Below are 16,639 nucleotides of genomic sequence, written 5' to 3'. Positions count from 1 at the left end.
CATCATGAGTGAGACCAAGAGCCGTTTCGTCGTTTCGGCCGACTGGCTGCAGTCCGAGCTCGGCAAAGCTGACCTGCGAGTGCTGGACGCCTCCTTCTATCTGCCGGCGCAGAAGCGCGATGCCGATGCCGAATATGCGGCCGGCCATATTCCCGGCGCCATCCGCTTCGATCAGGACAAGATCGCCGACCATTCGACGTCGCTGCCGCACACGATCCCCTCGCCCGATTATTTCGCTGCCGAAGTCGGCCGGCTCGGCATCAGCGAGAATGATCGCATCGTCGTCTATGACGGTATCGGCCTGTTCGCCTCGCCGCGCGTCTGGTGGCTGTTCCGGGTGATGGGCGCGAAAAACGTCTTCGTTCTCGACGGCGGTCTCGACGGCTGGAAGGCCGAGGGCCGTCCGCTTGAAACCACGGCGTCCAATCATTTGCCGGCGACCTTTACGCCCAATTTCGATGAAAGCCGCGTGGTGACGCTAGATACGATGCGCGACATCGTCTCCAGCGCCGCGATGCAGATCGCCGATGCCCGCAGCGCCGGCCGCTTCGCAGCCGCCGAACCCGAACCGCGTGCCGGCATGCGCTCCGGCCATATGCCCGGCGCCCGCAGCCTGCCCTCCGGCGTCTTCGCCAACCAGGGCCGCTTCAAGTCGCTGCCCGAACTTAGGCAGACGATCGAGGATGCCGGCATCGATCTGTCCAAGCCTGTCGTCACCTCCTGCGGCTCGGGAATCACCGCCGCGATCATCACGCTCGCGCTGGAATCGCTTGGCCATCACGACAACAAGCTTTATGACGGCTCGTGGAGCGAATGGGGCAGCCGTGACGATACGCCCATCGTCACCGGTCCGCCGACGCCGGTCAAAGTCTGATCGCCATGGGAAAGGCACCCGCTTCGCTGAAAGCTCACATCACCCGGCTCGAAATGACGGCGCCGCCGAAGGCAAGCATGCCGGTGCCCGTCAATATCCAGACGGCGATCATGCGCGCTCCCGAGATCCCGCTGCCCTTCTACCGCTATCTCTACCGGCAGGTGGGCGCACGCTGGCAATGGGTGGATCGGTTACGTATGAGCGACGAGCAGCTTGCCGAGACGCTGAACGACAAGCGCAACAATATCAGCGTTCTCTACGTGAACGGCGCGCCCGCCGGCTTCTACGAATATTTCTGCGAAGACGAGGATATGATCGAGCTCAGCCATTTCGGCCTGATCGAACATGCGCTCGGTCTCGGCATCGGCAAGTGGTTCCTGCTGCAGGCGCTCTATGCCATCTGGTCGCTCAATCCGAAGCGGGTCACCACCACCACCAACAATCTCGACCATCCGCGCGCGCTGCAGCTCTACCAGATGTACGGCTTCTCCCCCGTTTCGACCGGCACCGGCATCGTCCGGCCGCTCAGCGACAAGGAGCTTCTGGAGATTGCGCGGAAAAGCTGACGGATGCCTTCCTGACGTAGGCAGAGCTGTTAACGCTGCGTCAGGCTGTTCGGGCGGCGCGGGTCGTTGCGGCGCTCGAAATCGAGAGTGCGGCCCGACTGTTCCTTCAGTTCCGCCACTTCCCGCCGCAGAGCCCTGAGCTCTTCCAGTATTTCCGCATTCTGTTGCGCCAGCAGCGCGAGATCGACATCGGGCATGGGCTTTTTCCTTTTCGTCATGCAGTTTTGCGGAATCCGATAGCAAATGCCAGCCATGTCGGCTTGGCCCAAAGCCGACATTCACGCTGAGCGGAAATCACCAGTAAAGCACGGGGGACTGTCGCCGTACCGGCGACCGGTGATCAGCCATGCGCGCGAATCGAATTGAATTCCGTGAGGTGTCTGGTGCGCCTCCAGCATGTCGAGCAGCCGCGCCCTTATTTCGGCTGTCGTGGCGGGACGATCGAGGGCGTTCTTCACATTTTCAAATGTCTGAATCGTCGCCAATGCAGTCTCGGGATCCGGACCGTAGAACACGGGTTCGTTGATTTCATGAAACTCGATGGCAGTGAACCCTGCCGTCTCGAGCAGTCCAGACGTTACCGAGGGTTCGCTTAGCGAAAAAGCTTTGCTGGCCGCAACCGGACCGGTTGAATCCGGGTCAAGCGCCTCATGTATGGCGGTCGCCCACTCATTGTGGTCTCTGTCCTGCCAGACCATGAAAATGAAACGTCCACCCGGACGTATGGCGTTGGCGATGTTGGCGAAAGCCACCGCCGGATCGGCGAAGAACATGACGCCAAATCGACTGATGCAAAGGTCGAATTCCGCATCTCCGAAGACATGGTTCTGTGCATCCGCCAGTTCGAACGTCGCATTGGGTAATCCCTCCTCGGCGCTGCGTCGGCGGGCAATCTCCAGCATCGTGGCGGACAGGTCTATCCCGTGCGCCCGTCCTGCTTCCGCAGCGCGAGCGGCGTCACGTGTGGTTTGTCCGGCGCCGCAACCGATATCGAGCACACGATCAGACCGCCCGACCGCGGCAGCGACCCGAAAATGGGCGTTATGGAGAGCAAGCTCGGCATCATAGAAGTCCGCGAAGTTCAATGCTGCTTCTTCAGCCATCATCTGTCCTCCAAACCGAAATTCGTGAGGCCGCCACCCAACGTACCCTCTCAAAACCGAGCAGCGGCCCGACCCTGTGCCACCCGATCGTGTACCACGGTATGAAGACGCCAAACATACCCGGCGCGGCGACGAGAGACGCGATCGAGCCGACGAGCAACGAGAAGAAAGCTGGTCCATGACAGGCGTCGACCCGCTTGGGGGCGACCCGTGGTGACCCGCTTTTGGCGCACTCCCGCAGTGTCTGAGGTTACGCGGAGGGTGGAAGCGTGCGGTTGCGAAGGAGGCATATTCCGCGTTTCGCTCGATCGCCCAATGCCTGCGGCGCGCAAGAATCGGGTGGCTTGCGCGTTGGTCGAGGTGCATGTCATGGCAATCACAAAGGAGATCTGCCATGACCGCCATTCGTTTTGTCGCGATGCCGACGGCCGACGCCGAACACCTCTGGAACGGCGGCCGCGACGCCTATGACAGGCGGCCCGAGACTATCGTTTCCGATGGTCCCGGTCATCCCTGCCGCCATTGTCTTGAAAATATCGATGTCGGCGAGGCGTTGCTGGTCTTCGCCTACCGGCCCTTCCCCGAGTTGCAGCCCTATGCCGAAACCGGCCCGGTCTTCCTGCACAAGCAGGCTTGTGCACGCTATGCCGCAGAAGAGATCATGCCGCCGGTACTGACGACGAGCCGTGACTTCATCGTCCGCGGCTACAGCGAGAACGACCGCATCGTCTACGGCACCGGCGCGGTGACTGCTATCGGCGATATTCCAGCCTATGGAGAGGATCTGCTGGCCCGGCCTGATATGGCCTATGTGCATGTGCGATCCGCGCGCAACAACTGCTTCCAATGCCGGATCGACAAGGTAAAGGCGCCGGCCCTGGTGGAGGCCGGTGCCTGACCTATAGTCAGCTAGCTTACGCTACGTTCAGCACGCTTTCCGGCGCGAAGGCCTCGTAGCCCAGCGCGTCGGCGACCGGCTTGCTGGTGATGCGGCCCTTGTGCACGTTGAGGCCGTTCCTCAGATGTTTGTCTTCGGCGATGGCGCGCAGGCCGCGATCGGCAAGCGCCAGGCCATGAACCAATGTGGCATTGTTCAGCGCGTGCGCCGAGGTGACCGGCACGGCACCCGGCATGTTGGCGACGCAATAATGCACGACGCCGTCGACTTCGTAAGTCGGATCGGAATGGGTCGTCGCATGCGAGGTCTCGAAGCAGCCGCCCTGGTCGATGGCGACGTCGACGATGACGGAGCCCTTCTTCATGCCGGACAGCATCTCGCGGGTAACGAGCTTCGGAGCGGCAGCACCCGGGATCAGCACGGCGCCGATAATGAGATCGGCCGAGAAGACTTCCTCCTCCAGCGCCTGGATGCTGGAATAACGCGTGTGGATACGGCCTGCGAAGATATCGTCGAGTTGGCGCAGGCGCGGCAGCGACTTGTCGAGGATGCTGACATCGGCGCCAAGGCCGGCAGCCATCCTGGCCGCATGCAGGCCGACGACGCCGCCACCGATGACCGCGACTTTGGCCGGCAACACGCCGGGTACGCCGCCAAGCAGGACACCAAGACCACCATTGGCCTTCTGCAGCGCGGTCGCTCCTGCCTGGATCGACAGGCGTCCGGCGACCTCCGACATCGGCGCCAGCAACGGCAGGCCGCCGCGCTCGTCGGTCACCGTCTCATAGGCGATCGCGGTGACGCCGGAGGCGATAAGGCCTTTGGTTTGTTCGGGATCCGGCGCCAGATGCAGATAGGTGTAGAGAAGCTGACCGTCGCGGAGCTGCGCCCATTCGGCGGGCTGCGGCTCCTTCACCTTGACGATCATGTCGCACTTTTCGAAGATATCCTTGGCGGAGGCGGCGATCTTGGCGCCGGCCGCGGCATAGGCGGCATCATCAGCGCCGATACCGACGCCCGCCTTGGTCTCCACCCAGACCTCGTGGCCGTGGGCAACATATTCGCGCACCGAAGCCGGCGTCAGGCCGACGCGATATTCATGATTTTTGATTTCCTTCGGGCAACCGACACGCATGCGCGTTCCTCTCATTTTATCTCCGCGGCCGCGGATTTTTTCAGATGAGGAATCCAACCATCAAGACAGTGAAATGTCCTTGCAAAGACGATTTGCGAAGACGCGATTTTTCGGTGATTATTGCGCTTCTTCTACCTTTCTTCGAAGGTTCTTCGAATGGCCAATCTCGATACCATCGATCTTGCGATTCTCCGGGCATTGCAGGCCAATGCCCGCATCACCAATGCCGAGCTTGCCGAAAGGATCGGATTGTCGCCTTCGGCCTGTTCGCGCCGGCTCGACATCTTGGAAAGAAGCGGCGTCATCGGCGGCTACCATGCGCGGCTTTCACACAAGGCGCTCGACTACAAGATGATCGCCATCGTGCATATCTCGCTCTCCGGCCAGTTCGCCAAGACCCTGGCGGAATTCGAGGCAGCGGTGAAGCTCTGCCCGAACGTGCTCGTCTGTTACCTGATGTCGGGCGAATACGACTATATCCTCAGGGTCGCAGCCCGCGACCTCGAGGACTATGAGCGCATTCACCGCGACTGGCTGTCGGCTCTGCCCCACGTGGTCAAGATCAATTCGAGCTTCGCGCTCAGAGAAATCATCGACAAGCCGAATGTCGGCCTTTGAGGCCTTGCATCTTTGCCGAAAGCCTGCCCAGACTTTCGATGCGCGCAAGCGTTTCCCCACTACAGCGCTGCGCGTCTTTTCAGACGCGCAGAGGACGCTGTAACACTTTGGACTTCTGCATAATTTCATCCTTAAATCGGAATCGATTAAGGGTGAAATTATGCAGTAATGGCAAATCATGACATCGAAGACCCAAGGCTATATTTTCGCGCTGCTGGCGATCACCATCTTCTCCCTGCAGGATGCCATCTCGAAACATCTGGCGACGGCCTATCCGCCAATCTTCGTGACGATGATCCGCTACTGGGCCTTTGCGCTTTTCACAATCATCCTCGCTGCGAAGATGCGCGGCGGCATCAAGGCGACGGCCCGCACCAAACGACCTCTCCTGCAGGTGACCCGCGGCGTGCTGCTTGCCGTCCAGGTGGTTCTGGCCATCACCTGCTTTGCGATGATCGGCCTTGCCCGTTCACAGGCGATCTTTTCCGCGACGCCGATCCTGATCGCGCTGCTGGCTATGCCGATCCTCGGCGAGCGGGTCGGGTGGCGGCGATGGGCAGCGATCGGCGCCGGACTTTTCGGGGTGCTGCTGATCCTCAAGCCGGAAGGCGAATTTTTCGACGTGAAGCTGCTTCTCGCCGTCATTTCCTGCTTCAACTTCGCCTTCTACGTTATCGCCACCCGTCTGGTCAGCCGCGACGATTCGTCGATGACCAGCTTCTTCTATACCGGCGTTGTCGGCGGCGTCACGATGACGCTCATCGGACCGTTCTACTGGAGCTGGATGTCGTCGGGTGACTGGGGCTGGATGGCGCTCGTCTGCGTCACCAGCATTTCCAGCCATTATTTCCTGATCCGCGCCTATGATGTTCTCGATGCCGCCGCCGTCCAGCCGCTGACCTATCTGTCACTTGTCTACGCCTCGGTCATCGGCATGGCGGTCTATGACGAAACGCTCAGTCTCAACACGATCATCGGTTCGATCATCGTGGTTGCTGCCGGCATTTTCACCGTCTGGCGCGAGCATATGGTCGGAAGCAGGGTCACTGCTGCCAATTGATGTTTCACTGCAATTTTAGCCAAGCCCCTAAAACCATTTCAATTTTCCGGCGCTATGCTCCCTCGCTATACCAAGGGAGACAGTATGACCCGCAACTTGAAAATCACGGCCCGGAAGACCGATCGGAAACACTGCCGCGTTTTCGGCCATGTCAAATATCTGAACAGCCAGGTGGATGCCCGCATCCTCGACTTATCGCCGACCGGTGCCGCCCTGGAGATGAAGGGGCCGCTCCATGCCGCCTCAGGCAGCAAGGTGCGCATCGAGGCCGAAAACCTCGGGCTGCTCGAAGGCATCATCCGCTGGAAGCATAATGGCCGCGTCGGCATCCAGTTCGACGTGAATTCGAATGCACGGGCGCAGATCTCCTCCTATTTCCGCTTTTTCCATAAGGAAGTACGGCCCGTGCTGGCGACCCGCCCGTTGACGATATCAGGTGCCAAAGGCGACCGGACGCCTCACTTGGCGACATCGACACTGAAATCGTAGGGCTGCACCGCCTTTGCCCCGAAGGAGCGGCTGAGATCGTTCCAGTAGCTGCGGTTGACGTTGACGTCGAGGGTGACCGAGCCTTGCGTCTGTGGCAGCCTGGCGCCGAGGTCCCTGACGTTGACCGTGGCGGTATTGGCGTTGGCGCCGGACAGCAGGATCGTTTCCGTGCCAAGTGGCACGTTAACTGCGCCGGGCGCCTGGCTGCTCGAGAGCGGCTCGCTTGATATGATCTGGCCGTCTCCACCAAGGAACTTGATATCGCAGGTCTGGCATTCGCCCTGCGTCCAGCCGGGATTGACCTTCAACTCGACCCGCGGCGGCAGCGAACGAGTGCCATCCTGAGCATGGGCGACGCCGACGATGCCGAACAGGCTGGCGGCCGAGCTGACCTCGATCGGCCTCGGGTTGGCTGCACTCCCCTGTGCAGCGGCCATGATCAGAGCCGGTGCGCCGATGCCAAGAAGAAGCGCCTTCTGCAACTGCTGTTCGCGATAGATCAGGGCGATAGCGCCGCCGATAATGAAGAAGACGACGATGGCGGCAAGCGCGCAGGCAACCGAAATCCAAGGGTTTGCCGTCGTCGTCAGCCATTTCTCCACATCGCCGCTGTAGAGCGCCTGCGCCTTATCGACCAGACTGGGTGCGATGCCTCCGAAACCTCCGACCAAAGCGATAACGACCTTGTTCATAATGCCATCTCCCCAATGGTTCCAGCTGTTACCACTGTACCATAAATTGCATTTCACGACCATGCCGCTTTCCCGCTGGATTGTTTTGCCGTTCTGTCATTTTCACGGTGTACTCCTCGGCAAATCGTCCTAATTCTGACGGGCCGGACGATGCATGATCCCTACTAGGAGAATTTCCATGTCTTCCATTTTCGATGTTGGCGCGATGAGCCGCCGTTCCCTGCTCGGCGGCCTCGCCGCCACTTCCGCCTTGGTGCTGTTGCACCCTTTCAGCGCGCGCGCCAGCGCCAACCAGGCCCATCTCAGGCTGATGGAAACGACCGACATTCACGTCAACGTCTTCCCCTATGACTATTATGCCGACAAGCCGAACGACACGATGGGCCTGTCGCGCACCGGGACGATTATCGACAACATCCGCGTGGAAGCTGTCAACTCGCTGCTGATCGACAATGGCGACGTGCTGCAGGGCAATCCGATGGGCGATTACATGGCCTATCAGCACGGCATGAAGGACGGCGACGTCCATCCGGTGATCAAGGCGATGAACACGCTCGGCTATACGGTCGGCACGCTCGGCAATCACGAGTTCAACTACGGCCTCGACTTCATGTTCAAGGTACTGGCAGGCGCAAACTTCCCCTTCGTCTGCGCCAACCTGACCAAGGGCCAGCTCGCCTCGGACCCGAAGCAGGACGATCTCTTCTTCAAACCCTACATCATCGTCGAAAAGCAGATCAAGGACGGCGCCGGCAACGAAAGCCCCGTCAAGATCGGCTTCATCGGCTTCGTGCCGCCGCAGATCATGCTCTGGGACATCAAGAACCTCGAAGGCAAGGCGCAGACGCGCGACATCGTCGAGGCCGCCAAGGCCTGGGTTCCCGCCATGAAGGAAGCCGGCGCCGATATCGTCATTGCGCTCTCGCATTCCGGCATCGACGGCAGCGCACCGTCCGAAAAGATGGAAAACGCCTCGCTGCATCTCGCCGCCGTCGATGGGATCGACGCGATCTTCACCGGCCACCAGCACCTCGTCTTCCCCGGCCCGAAGAGCTGGGACGGTGTGGCCAATGCCGACCCAGTCAAGGGCACGCTGCACGGCAAGCCCGCCGTGATGGCCGGCTTCTGGGGCTCACATCTCGGCCTTATCGACCTGCTGCTCGAAAAGGACGGCAACAGCTGGAAGATCGTCGATTTCACCGCGGAAGCACGGCCGATCTTCCATCGCGACGACAAGAAGAAAGTGGTTGCCGACTACGCCGACAAGAAGGAAGTGGTCGAGGCCGCCAAGGCCGAGCACGAGGCGACGCTTGCCTATGTCCGCACCCCGGTCGGCAAGACCTCCGCACCGCTCTACTCCTACTTCGCGCTGGTTGCCGACGATCCCTCGGTGCAGGTCGTCAGCCAAGCCCAGACCTGGTACATCAAGCAGATGCTCGCCGACACCGAGTTCAAGGACCTGCCGGTGCTTTCGGCGGCGGCCCCCTTCAAGGCCGGCGGTCGCGGCGGCGCCGACTACTATACCGACGTGCCGGCCGGCGATATCGCCATCAAGAACGTAGCCGACCTCTATCTCTACCCGAACACGGTGCAGGCCGTTGCCATCACCGGCGCAGAGGTGAAAAACTGGCTCGAAATGTCGGCCGGCATGTTCAATCACATCGAGGCCGGCTCGAAGGATGCAGCGCTGCTCAACAATGACTTTCCGTCCTACAATTTCGACGTGATCGACGGCGTCACCTACCAGATCGACCTGTCGCAGCCGCCGAAATATGATTCATCCGGCAAGCCGATCCATCCGGACGCCAACCGCATCCAGAACCTCGCCTTCAACGGCAAGCCGATCGATCCGGCTCAGAAGTTCGTCGTCGTCTCGAACAACTACCGCGCCGGCGGCGGCGGCAATTTCCCTGAGATCACCGCGGACAAGGTGATCTTCCAGGCGCCGGATACCAACCGCGACGTCATCGTCCGCTATATCCATGATCAGGGCACGATCAATCCGTCTGCCGACGCCAACTGGACCTTCAAGCCGCTCCCCGGCACGACCGCGACCTTCGAAAGCGGCCCGAAGGCGAAACAGTTCCTCGCCGAGCTCAAGAGCGTCAAGATCGAGGATGCCGGCGAAGGGGCAGACGGGTTCTCGAAGTTCAGGCTTGTTCTTTAGGCCGAGCACAATATCAGCGAAGGCGTGGCACTCGCGCCTTCGTCATTCGGCCGCAAGCGGCGTACCAGCTTCCTGCAGTTCCGCTATCTGAGCATGGAAATCGACTTGGCTCGGGCAGGCGGAAAGCCGCGTGCGGAACGCGTCGATCATCCAGGTGGCGGCAGGTCCGGGCGGGTTAGCGAGCTGACGGACCGAATATATGGGATACTCCCCCTGTTCGTAGGCATCCAGATCGAGATGGACGAGCCTGCCGCTCGTCAGATCGTCATGAATCACGGAAGCCGGAAGGCCGCCCCAGCCAAGGCCGGCCCTGATGAGCTGGTGCTTCGTTGCAATATCGCTGACGCGCCATGTCTTGTAGGAGAGAACGTTGAAATCGCGCCCCTTCGTCCGTCCCGATGCATCGGTGACGACGAGTTGCACTTCCTCGCGGACGTCGCCGAGCGTCAGTGGCCGGCCGATCCCGGCAAGCGGGTGGTTGCGCGCGGCAACGGGCAACATGAAGGAATGACCGATCCGCTCCGTGACGATCGAATCGTCCTGCTTGACGACCGCGCCACCAATCCCGATCGTCGCCTTGCCGCTGAGGACGAGATCCATGACCATTCCGAGCTCGCCGACATTGAGGCTTAACGAAACGGATGGAAACATCTCCCGGAATTCGCGGAGGACGTCCACCAGGGCTCGCGAAGGCACCATAACGCTGATCGCGACGGAAACCTCCGCTTCGAGCCCTTCTCTCAGGCTCTTGACGCGCGCCCGCATGACTTGCAGATCGCCCAGAATGCGCCGCGCATCCTCCAGCATCGCCTTGCCCGCCTCCGTCAGCTTCGGCTGACGCGCGCCGGAGCGCTCGAAAAGCGGGACTTCGAGCTGCGCCTCCAGATTGGCGATCGTATAGCTGACGACCGACTGCGCCCGGTTCAGCGCCCGCGAAGCGGCCGAGAAGCTACCGGTCTCGGCAACGGTCAGAAACACCTGCAATTGGTCCAGAGTGGGGTTTGGCAGCATCTTCTATCCATTCCATCGATAGTTTCGATCTACATTATCACCGTTTTTTCGATAGCAGGCCAGACCTATTTTCCTCATCGAGACTACGGCTCACCTCCCAGCAACGGGCCGTCAAATCCCATTCGAAAGGAAATGCACCATGTCGTCCATCCTGCTTCTGACGTCCAGCCCGCGTGCCGATTCTCTCTCGACGCCGATCGCTGTCGATCTCGCCGAAAAGCTGAAGAGCCAGAATCCGGGCAGCGTCGTCATTCGCCGCGACCTTGCCGCCAACCCGCTGCCGCATATCGATGACCTCTTCACCGGCGCGATCCGCAAGCCGCCCGAGGCCCGCACCGCTGAGGAAACCGTGGCCGTCAAGACCTCCGACGAGCTTGTCAACGAACTGCTCGCCGCCGATACGATCGTCATCAGCACCGGCCTCATCAACTTCAACATCTATTCGTCGCTGAAGACCTGGATCGACAACGTTGCCCGTGCCGGCCTGACCTTCAAGTACACGGAAAGCGGTCCGGTTGGCCTCGCAACCGGCAAGAAGGTTTACGTGGTGCTCGCTTCGGGCGGTGTCTATTCACAGGGCCCGGCCGTCGGCTTGAACCATGCCGTGCCGTACCTGAAGTCGGTTCTCGGCTTCCTCGGCATCAGCGATATCGAGACCATCTATGTCGAAGGCTTGGCCTTCGGTCCGGAAGCTGCCGAAAAGGCGATCGACGCCGCCAAGTCGCGCGTCCAGGAAATCGCACTGGCGGCCTGATTGGCTCCCAAATGCTTCACGGAACGGCCGGCCTTTGCCGGCCGTTTTTCATTTGTCGATATCGGCGACAAAATCCCGGACCGTCGCCAGGATTTCGGCCGAGAGTTCTTCATCGGACGAAATCCTGGCAAGGCCGACGCCGCCGGCCATCATCGCGAAGGCCATGATCGCCTTGCGGCGCCGTTCGCTATCGTCCGTTCCCGCAGCCTTGCTCGCCAGTGACGCGAAATTGCGCCTGAGCCCGTCCGTGGCGATCCCCCGCGCCGTCTCGCCGCTACGGGATATATCGGAGGTCAGCGCGGCAAAAGGGCAGCCCTCACCTGGATTGTCGCGATGATACGCGCTCACATAGCGATCGGCGACATCGGCAGCCGTCATCTCCGCCGGGTTCACCCCCTCGGCCTCCAGCTTGCGTCCCCATGAATCGAAAGCGGACTGGATCGCCTCGGCAACCAGATCGTCACGGGAGGCGAAATGCTTGTAGAAGCCGCCGACGGTCAATCCGGCCTCCTTCATCAGATCGGCGACGCCAATACCGTCGAGCCCCTCCTCGCGCAGCCGCTTCGACGCGATGTCGACAATCTTCTCGTGCGTCTTCTGTTTCTCCAACTGCGAACGCCCCATCGGACATCTCCCCGGCACCAATCGAATGAGCATGATGTCGGCCGAAAACCGCCTACACTTTTCGGCATCATGCTCCTCTTGACTCATGTGGATTATCATCATAATCCTTATAGATAACGATCATAATCCAGATCGTTGCCAATTCCAAGAGGAGCATGAATCATGCGTCTAAAAAACAAGGTCGCCCTGATTACCGGCGGAAACAGCGGCATCGGTCTTGCGACCGCAAGGGTCTTCATCGATGAGGGTGCCAAGGTGGTGATCACCGGCCGCAACCCGGAAACGCTCGCGGCTGCCGAAAAGGCGCTTGGGTCAGGCGTGCTGGCGCTGAAGGTCGACGTCACCGATGCCGCCGCCACCGAGAAGGCGTTTGCCGAAGCCGCCGCAAAGGTCGGCAAGTTCGACATCGTCTTCGCCAATGCCGGCATCGGCGGCGCGACGCCGCTCGGCGAGACATCGCCAGAGCAGTTCAACCAGATCATCAGTACCAATCTCACGGCGGTTTTCTTCACCGTGCAATCAGCCCTGTCGCATCTCAATGACGGCGCTTCGGTGATCCTCAACGGTTCGGTGCATGCCGTACTCGGCGCTCCCGGCTGGTCGGCCTATGCGGCGACCAAAGCGGCAGTCCGGGCAATGACGCGCAATATGGCATCCGAGCTCGCGCCGCGCGGCATCCGCGTCAATCAGGTAACGCCCGGCGGCACCAAGACGCCGATCTGGTCACCGATGGCCCAGACGGAAGATGCCATGTCGGCGCTCGAGGCCCGCATCGGCGGCATGAGCCCGCTCGGCCGCATGAGCGAAGCCGACGAAATCGCCAAGGCGGCGCTCTATCTGGCCTCGGATGATTCGGCCAATGTCACCGGCATCGAGATCACCGTCGACGGCGGCATGACGAGCGCGCCATCCGGCGCCAAGATCTTCCGCGCTGCCTGAATGAGTTTCAGCTGAGTTTCACCACGCCGGAGCGGCCGACGACGCAGTTGCGGCCGCTCTTCTTGGCTGCGTAGAGCCTGCCGTCGGCAGCCGTCAGCACGGCGGTGAAATCTACGCCGTCCTCATCGGCAGTCGCAACGCCGATACTGACCGTGACCGGCCTGTCATCCGGCGTCTTGACGCTGGTCGCGATCGTCCAACGCAGGCGCTCGGCAAGCAGCAGACCTTCCTCGTGGTCGGTGCCCGGACAGACGGCAACGAATTCCTCGCCGCCGAAGCGGAAGACGCGATCACTCGAGCGCAACGTCGTGCCCAATCGGGCGGCGATCGCCTTCAGCACCTCGTCGCCCTGGAGATGACCGTAGCCGTCATTGACATCCTTGAAGTGATCGGCGTCGATAATGAGGACGGTGGCGAATGACCCCTGCTTCAGTGCCTCGAGCAGCATCAGCGGCGCTTCCATTTCCATGCGCGTCCGATCGTAGACACCGGTCAGCATGTCGCGGCCGGTGCGCTCCAGCAGATCGTTGTAGCGCTCGCGGAACGTCAGGTCACCGAATACGTCGCTGATCGAACGTGCGGCCCCGGCTGCGCCGATACGGCGAATACGATATTCATAGAATGCGAACATCGCCGCGTAGAGGCAGACGGCAAGCATTTTCGCCTTCCATCCGCCCCAGAATGCGGCGATCGGCACATCCAGGAAGTAATGCAGTGCGGCGAAGAAACCGATCTGGTCGAAGGTCAGCAGCACGAAGCCCGAAATCAGGAAACGCAGGACGACGCGGCGGCGGAAGAAATCGCCGAGTTTTTCGTAAAGCAGGATGATGCCGAGCGAATCGACATAGAGCAGCGCCGTGCCCCAGACCATCAGCCAGCCCATCTCCTTGAGGAAGTCGACGTCGGGCGTGTGGTTGGTTGATATCTGCAGCGGCTGGTGCAGTTGCAGCACCCAGGCAATACCGACGGTGAGCAGGTTGCCGAGGAAGAGGCCGTAGATCGGCTGGCGCACCGTCGCAGCATCCTCCTGCAGGTAAAGCATCAGGATCATCATCAGCTTGCCGGAGAAGAAGACGGATGAGCCCGGCGACACATCCCCGAACGGCAGCGAGACATAGAAGACCGCCGCCAGATAGGTCTCCATGAAATGCATGACGCCGAGCGCCGTCAGGAAAACCCCGAGACCGAGCCGATGACGGAAATGCAGAAGGGTTACCATCAGCACGAAATAGGCGATGGCTTCGACGACGAAGAGAAGGAGGTTGAGTGTCTCCATCATGAGACCTCGGCTCCGGACGTTCGGCCTCCTGCTGGCGCGGTGATCGCGACAGCGAATCCTTTGGTCAATCGTCCGAAACAGTCAAACACGGGGGTGTCCTGCAAATCCTGCAGGCGATACCTTTCACCGCAATCCTTTAAGATTGCGTGAGTGAGAACGCGCTCGCTGGAGCGCAGCCGGGTCACATACAGGAATAGTTGCAGCCGGTATCTAGGACCTATGCCCGGATCCCGATTCAGACCTGACGAAGCTTCTCGCCGTCGCCAAAGAGCGATGAACCATGCTGATCGATAATCTGCTGCGCCTTGCGCACTGTGCATTCGAGCGCGTCATCGGAGGAGGAAAACAGATCGGCGCGGATGAAATTGCGCACCAGTACCTCGTCGCCAACCTTCTTTTCGATGCGGCCGGCAAGGCGATACTGGCCGCCTTCCTTGCGCGGCTCGGCATAGATCGTGCAATCGCCGTAAAGCTGCGGCTCGCCGGAAGGGCCTGCCGCCTCCGAAGCCGGTTTGCCGCCGCCGGAGAACATCGAAAAGATATTTGAAATGAACGAAGCCATGCTCCGCCTTTAGCACGACCGTATCGCTGTCGCCAAGTCAAATGATCAGATTGGCGAGGATCTCGTTTTCGGTGATATCCTCGTAACCCATGCCGGCTGCTTCGAAATTTCCGATCAGCCGGGCGAAATTCTCCGGCGCCTTGGTTTCGATGCCAATCAGGATCGAGCCGAAGTTGCGCGCCGATTTCTTCAAATATTCGAAGCGGGCGATATCGTCGTCAGGGCCGAGCAGATTGAGGAAATCCCGGAGCGCACCGGGGCGCTGGGCGAGCCGCAGGATGAAGTATTTCTTCAGCCCTGCGTAACGCATGGCTCTTTCCTTTACGTCAGGCAGACGCTCGAAATCGAAATTGCCGCCGGAGACGACAGCCACGATGGTCTTGCCGCGGATCGCTTGGCCGTCCATCGCGGCGATCGCCGTCAGCGACAGGGCGCCGGCCGGCTCCAGCACGACGCCCTCGACATTCAGCATTTCCTGAATGGTGACGCAGATGGCGTTCTCCGGCATGAGTTGCACCTGCTCGGTCGGAAAATCGCGAAGAGCGGCGAAATTCAGGTCGCCGATGCGGGCGACAGCAGCGCCATCGACGAAATTGTCGACCTTGGCAAGCGTCGTCACCTTGCCTGCCTCGATGCTGCGCTTAAGACTCGGCGCGCCTGCTGGTTCGGTGAAGACAAAAGCAGATTTCGGCACGGTGCCGTCGAGATAGCCGGTGATGCCGGCGGCCAGTCCACCGCCGCCAACCGGCAGGACGACCATGTCGGGCACGGTTCCTTCCGGCAACTGCTGCATGATTTCGGCGGCGACGGTTGCCTGGCCTTCGATGATGTCGGCATGGTCGAAGGGCGGCACCATGACACCGCCGACCGCTTCAACATGTTCTCGGGCGGCGTGGTAGCATTGGTCGAAGAAGTCGCCGAACAGGCGGATGGTGATGAATTCGGCGCCGAACATGCGGGTCTTGTCGATCTTCTGCTGCGGTGTCGTCACCGGCATGAAGACGACGCCCGGCACGCCGAAATGGCGGCAGACAAAGGCAAAGCCCTGGGCGTGGTTGCCGGCCGAGGCGCAGACGAAGGTCTTGCCGGCAGCACCCTGCCCGATCGCCTTGCGGAAGAAATTGAAGGCGCCGCGGATCTTGTAGGAGCGCACCGGCGACAGATCCTCGCGCTTCAGCCAGATATCGGCTCCGTAGCGGGCCGACAGATGGTCGTTGAGCTGTAGCGGCGTTGCCGGAAACAGGCTGCGCATTGCCTCTTCGGCGCTTTCGACATCAAGTCTCGTCACGGGCGTGGTCCATTCTCATGAGTAGCCGCTGCCGCTATGGCACAGGCCAACCGGCAAAAGAAAGCCCGTTTCGGCCATTTCCGGTTCTCTCCCGGGAAAGCCTTTCTTAAGCCAATCGCGAAATCGGCGGCAGATGAACTGATTTTAACTGTCAATGAAAAGCCAAGCCACTAATATGAAGCCATGATGATCTTCAAATTTGCAAGGCCGCTCGCCTGGCTGCTGCTCGCCCTCATCCTCTTCGTCACGGTTTCGCCGATCGGGCTGAGGCCGGAAACGGTCACGACGGTCGATACCGACCGCGGGGGCGCCTTTGTTCTCGTCGGCCTCGCCTTCGCGCTCGCCTATCCGAAACAGTGGAAGATGGTGGCGGTGCTGCTGATTGCCGGTGCAGTCGCCATCGAATATCTGCAGTATCTCACACCAACACGCCATCCGCGCCTGCACGATGCCGGCATCAAGGCGGCGGGCGCAGCCCTCGGGCTGCTGGCTGGCTGGCTGATCAACAGGTGGCGCGAGACCAAAGCGCCAAACGCGCTTCCGCTCACAGAGCGATGATCACTATCAGAACAGACCGCAT

At 60.8% G+C, this 16,639-nt stretch carries 19 protein-coding genes; 10 read left to right on the top strand and 9 right to left on the bottom strand.

What is annotated here, in order from left to right; genetic code table 11:
- Positions 1-4: 4 nt before the first annotated feature.
- Positions 5-874, top strand: coding sequence for a 3-mercaptopyruvate sulfurtransferase (gene sseA, locus HX899_RS13035; RefSeq protein WP_138329919.1), 870 nt, complete (start codon positions 5-7; stop codon positions 872-874).
- Between the two features lie 5 nt (positions 875-879).
- The gene (locus HX899_RS13030) at positions 880-1,440 is read left to right on the top strand and encodes a GNAT family N-acetyltransferase (protein WP_012757173.1); all 561 of its coding nucleotides are present in this window, start codon (positions 880-882) and stop codon (positions 1,438-1,440) included.
- A 29-nt stretch (positions 1,441-1,469) separates the two neighbouring features.
- On the opposite strand, the gene HX899_RS13025 is transcribed toward HX899_RS13030, so the two are convergent.
- Together HX899_RS13025 and HX899_RS13020 are read right to left on the bottom strand one after the other, a co-directional pair.
- A complete protein-coding gene (locus tag HX899_RS13025) occupies positions 1,470-1,637 on the bottom strand; it encodes a hypothetical protein (protein WP_165402793.1) in 168 nt (55 codons plus the stop codon).
- Between the two features lie 81 nt (positions 1,638-1,718).
- On the bottom strand, positions 1,719-2,546 hold the full coding sequence (locus tag HX899_RS13020; protein WP_181292612.1) for a class I SAM-dependent methyltransferase: 828 nt from the start codon (positions 2,544-2,546) through the stop codon (positions 1,719-1,721).
- A gap of 391 nt (positions 2,547-2,937) precedes the next feature.
- On the opposite strand from HX899_RS13020, the gene HX899_RS13015 reads away from it, so the two are divergent.
- On the top strand, positions 2,938-3,441 hold the full coding sequence (locus tag HX899_RS13015; protein WP_138329921.1) for a DUF1203 domain-containing protein: 504 nt from the start codon (positions 2,938-2,940) through the stop codon (positions 3,439-3,441).
- A gap of 16 nt (positions 3,442-3,457) precedes the next feature.
- Here the strand turns inward: HX899_RS13015 and ald are convergent, their stop codons facing one another.
- Positions 3,458-4,576 (bottom strand): alanine dehydrogenase, encoded by a 1,119-nt coding sequence (gene ald, locus HX899_RS13010; protein ID WP_020049625.1) that lies wholly within the window; start codon positions 4,574-4,576, stop codon positions 3,458-3,460.
- A 156-nt stretch (positions 4,577-4,732) separates the two neighbouring features.
- Here ald and HX899_RS13005 point away from each other — a divergent pair, with 156 nt between their 5' ends.
- The 3 genes from HX899_RS13005 (at position 4,733) to HX899_RS12995 (ending at position 6,743) form a co-directional block, all read left to right on the top strand.
- Complete coding sequence (locus HX899_RS13005; RefSeq protein WP_138329923.1) at positions 4,733-5,194, top strand: Lrp/AsnC family transcriptional regulator; 462 nt, start codon at positions 4,733-4,735, stop codon at positions 5,192-5,194.
- Between the two features lie 178 nt (positions 5,195-5,372).
- On the top strand, positions 5,373-6,254 hold the full coding sequence (locus HX899_RS13000) for a DMT family transporter (RefSeq protein WP_138329925.1): 882 nt from the start codon (positions 5,373-5,375) through the stop codon (positions 6,252-6,254).
- An 84-nt stretch (positions 6,255-6,338) separates the two neighbouring features.
- Complete coding sequence (locus HX899_RS12995; RefSeq protein ID WP_138329927.1) at positions 6,339-6,743, top strand: PilZ domain-containing protein; 405 nt, start codon at positions 6,339-6,341, stop codon at positions 6,741-6,743.
- Here the strand turns inward: HX899_RS12995 and HX899_RS12990 are convergent.
- Positions 6,713-7,435 carry a hypothetical protein gene (locus HX899_RS12990; RefSeq protein WP_003538796.1) on the bottom strand — a complete coding sequence of 241 codons (723 nt, stop codon included), beginning with the start codon at positions 7,433-7,435 and terminating at the stop codon, positions 6,713-6,715. The genes HX899_RS12995 and HX899_RS12990 overlap by 31 nt on opposite strands.
- 178 nt (positions 7,436-7,613) lie before the next feature.
- Between HX899_RS12990 and HX899_RS12985 the strand changes: the two genes are divergently transcribed.
- Entirely contained in the window at positions 7,614-9,602 is a 1,989-nt protein-coding gene (locus HX899_RS12985; RefSeq protein ID WP_181292611.1) for a bifunctional 2',3'-cyclic-nucleotide 2'-phosphodiesterase/3'-nucleotidase, read from the top strand.
- Positions 9,603-9,644: 42 nt separating this feature from the next.
- Here HX899_RS12985 and HX899_RS12980 read toward each other — a convergent pair whose 3' ends face one another.
- Complete coding sequence (locus HX899_RS12980) at positions 9,645-10,613, bottom strand: LysR family transcriptional regulator (protein WP_130679882.1); 969 nt, start codon at positions 10,611-10,613, stop codon at positions 9,645-9,647.
- Positions 10,614-10,752: 139 nt separating this feature from the next.
- Here HX899_RS12980 and HX899_RS12975 point away from each other — a divergent pair, with 139 nt between their 5' ends.
- Entirely contained in the window at positions 10,753-11,367 is a 615-nt protein-coding gene (locus tag HX899_RS12975; protein WP_138329933.1) for an FMN-dependent NADH-azoreductase, read from the top strand.
- Between the two features lie 48 nt (positions 11,368-11,415).
- On the opposite strand, the gene HX899_RS12970 is transcribed toward HX899_RS12975, so the two are convergent.
- On the bottom strand, positions 11,416-11,991 hold the full coding sequence (locus HX899_RS12970; protein ID WP_138330085.1) for a TetR/AcrR family transcriptional regulator: 576 nt from the start codon (positions 11,989-11,991) through the stop codon (positions 11,416-11,418).
- Positions 11,992-12,153: 162 nt separating this feature from the next.
- Between HX899_RS12970 and HX899_RS12965 the strand changes: the two genes are divergently transcribed.
- Positions 12,154-12,930 carry an SDR family oxidoreductase gene (locus HX899_RS12965; protein ID WP_181292610.1) on the top strand — a complete coding sequence of 259 codons (777 nt, stop codon included), beginning with the start codon at positions 12,154-12,156 and terminating at the stop codon, positions 12,928-12,930.
- A 7-nt stretch (positions 12,931-12,937) separates the two neighbouring features.
- On the opposite strand, the gene HX899_RS12960 is transcribed toward HX899_RS12965, so the two are convergent.
- The 3 genes from HX899_RS12960 to ilvA all read right to left on the bottom strand — a co-directional run bounded on the left by HX899_RS12960 (position 12,938) and on the right by ilvA (position 16,059).
- On the bottom strand, positions 12,938-14,209 hold the full coding sequence (locus tag HX899_RS12960) for a diguanylate cyclase (RefSeq protein ID WP_138329937.1): 1,272 nt from the start codon (positions 14,207-14,209) through the stop codon (positions 12,938-12,940).
- A 235-nt stretch (positions 14,210-14,444) separates the two neighbouring features.
- Positions 14,445-14,771, bottom strand: coding sequence for an HlyU family transcriptional regulator (locus HX899_RS12955; RefSeq protein WP_003538786.1), 327 nt, complete (start codon positions 14,769-14,771; stop codon positions 14,445-14,447).
- 37 nt (positions 14,772-14,808) lie between these two features.
- Positions 14,809-16,059, bottom strand: a complete 1,251-nt coding sequence (gene ilvA, locus HX899_RS12950; protein ID WP_181292609.1) for a threonine ammonia-lyase — start codon at positions 16,057-16,059, stop codon at positions 14,809-14,811.
- A 183-nt stretch (positions 16,060-16,242) separates the two neighbouring features.
- On the opposite strand from ilvA, the gene HX899_RS12945 reads away from it, so the two are divergent.
- Positions 16,243-16,617, top strand: coding sequence for a VanZ family protein (locus HX899_RS12945; RefSeq protein WP_138329941.1), 375 nt, complete (start codon positions 16,243-16,245; stop codon positions 16,615-16,617).
- The last annotated feature ends 22 nt before the right edge of the window (positions 16,618-16,639 follow it).

Source organism: Rhizobium sp. WYCCWR 11146 (genome assembly GCF_013591995.1).
Classification (GTDB): domain Bacteria; phylum Pseudomonadota; class Alphaproteobacteria; order Rhizobiales; family Rhizobiaceae; genus Rhizobium; species Rhizobium indicum.
The sequence above is the reverse complement of the archived record's forward strand: the minus strand, read 5'-3'. Positions and strand labels throughout refer to the sequence as shown.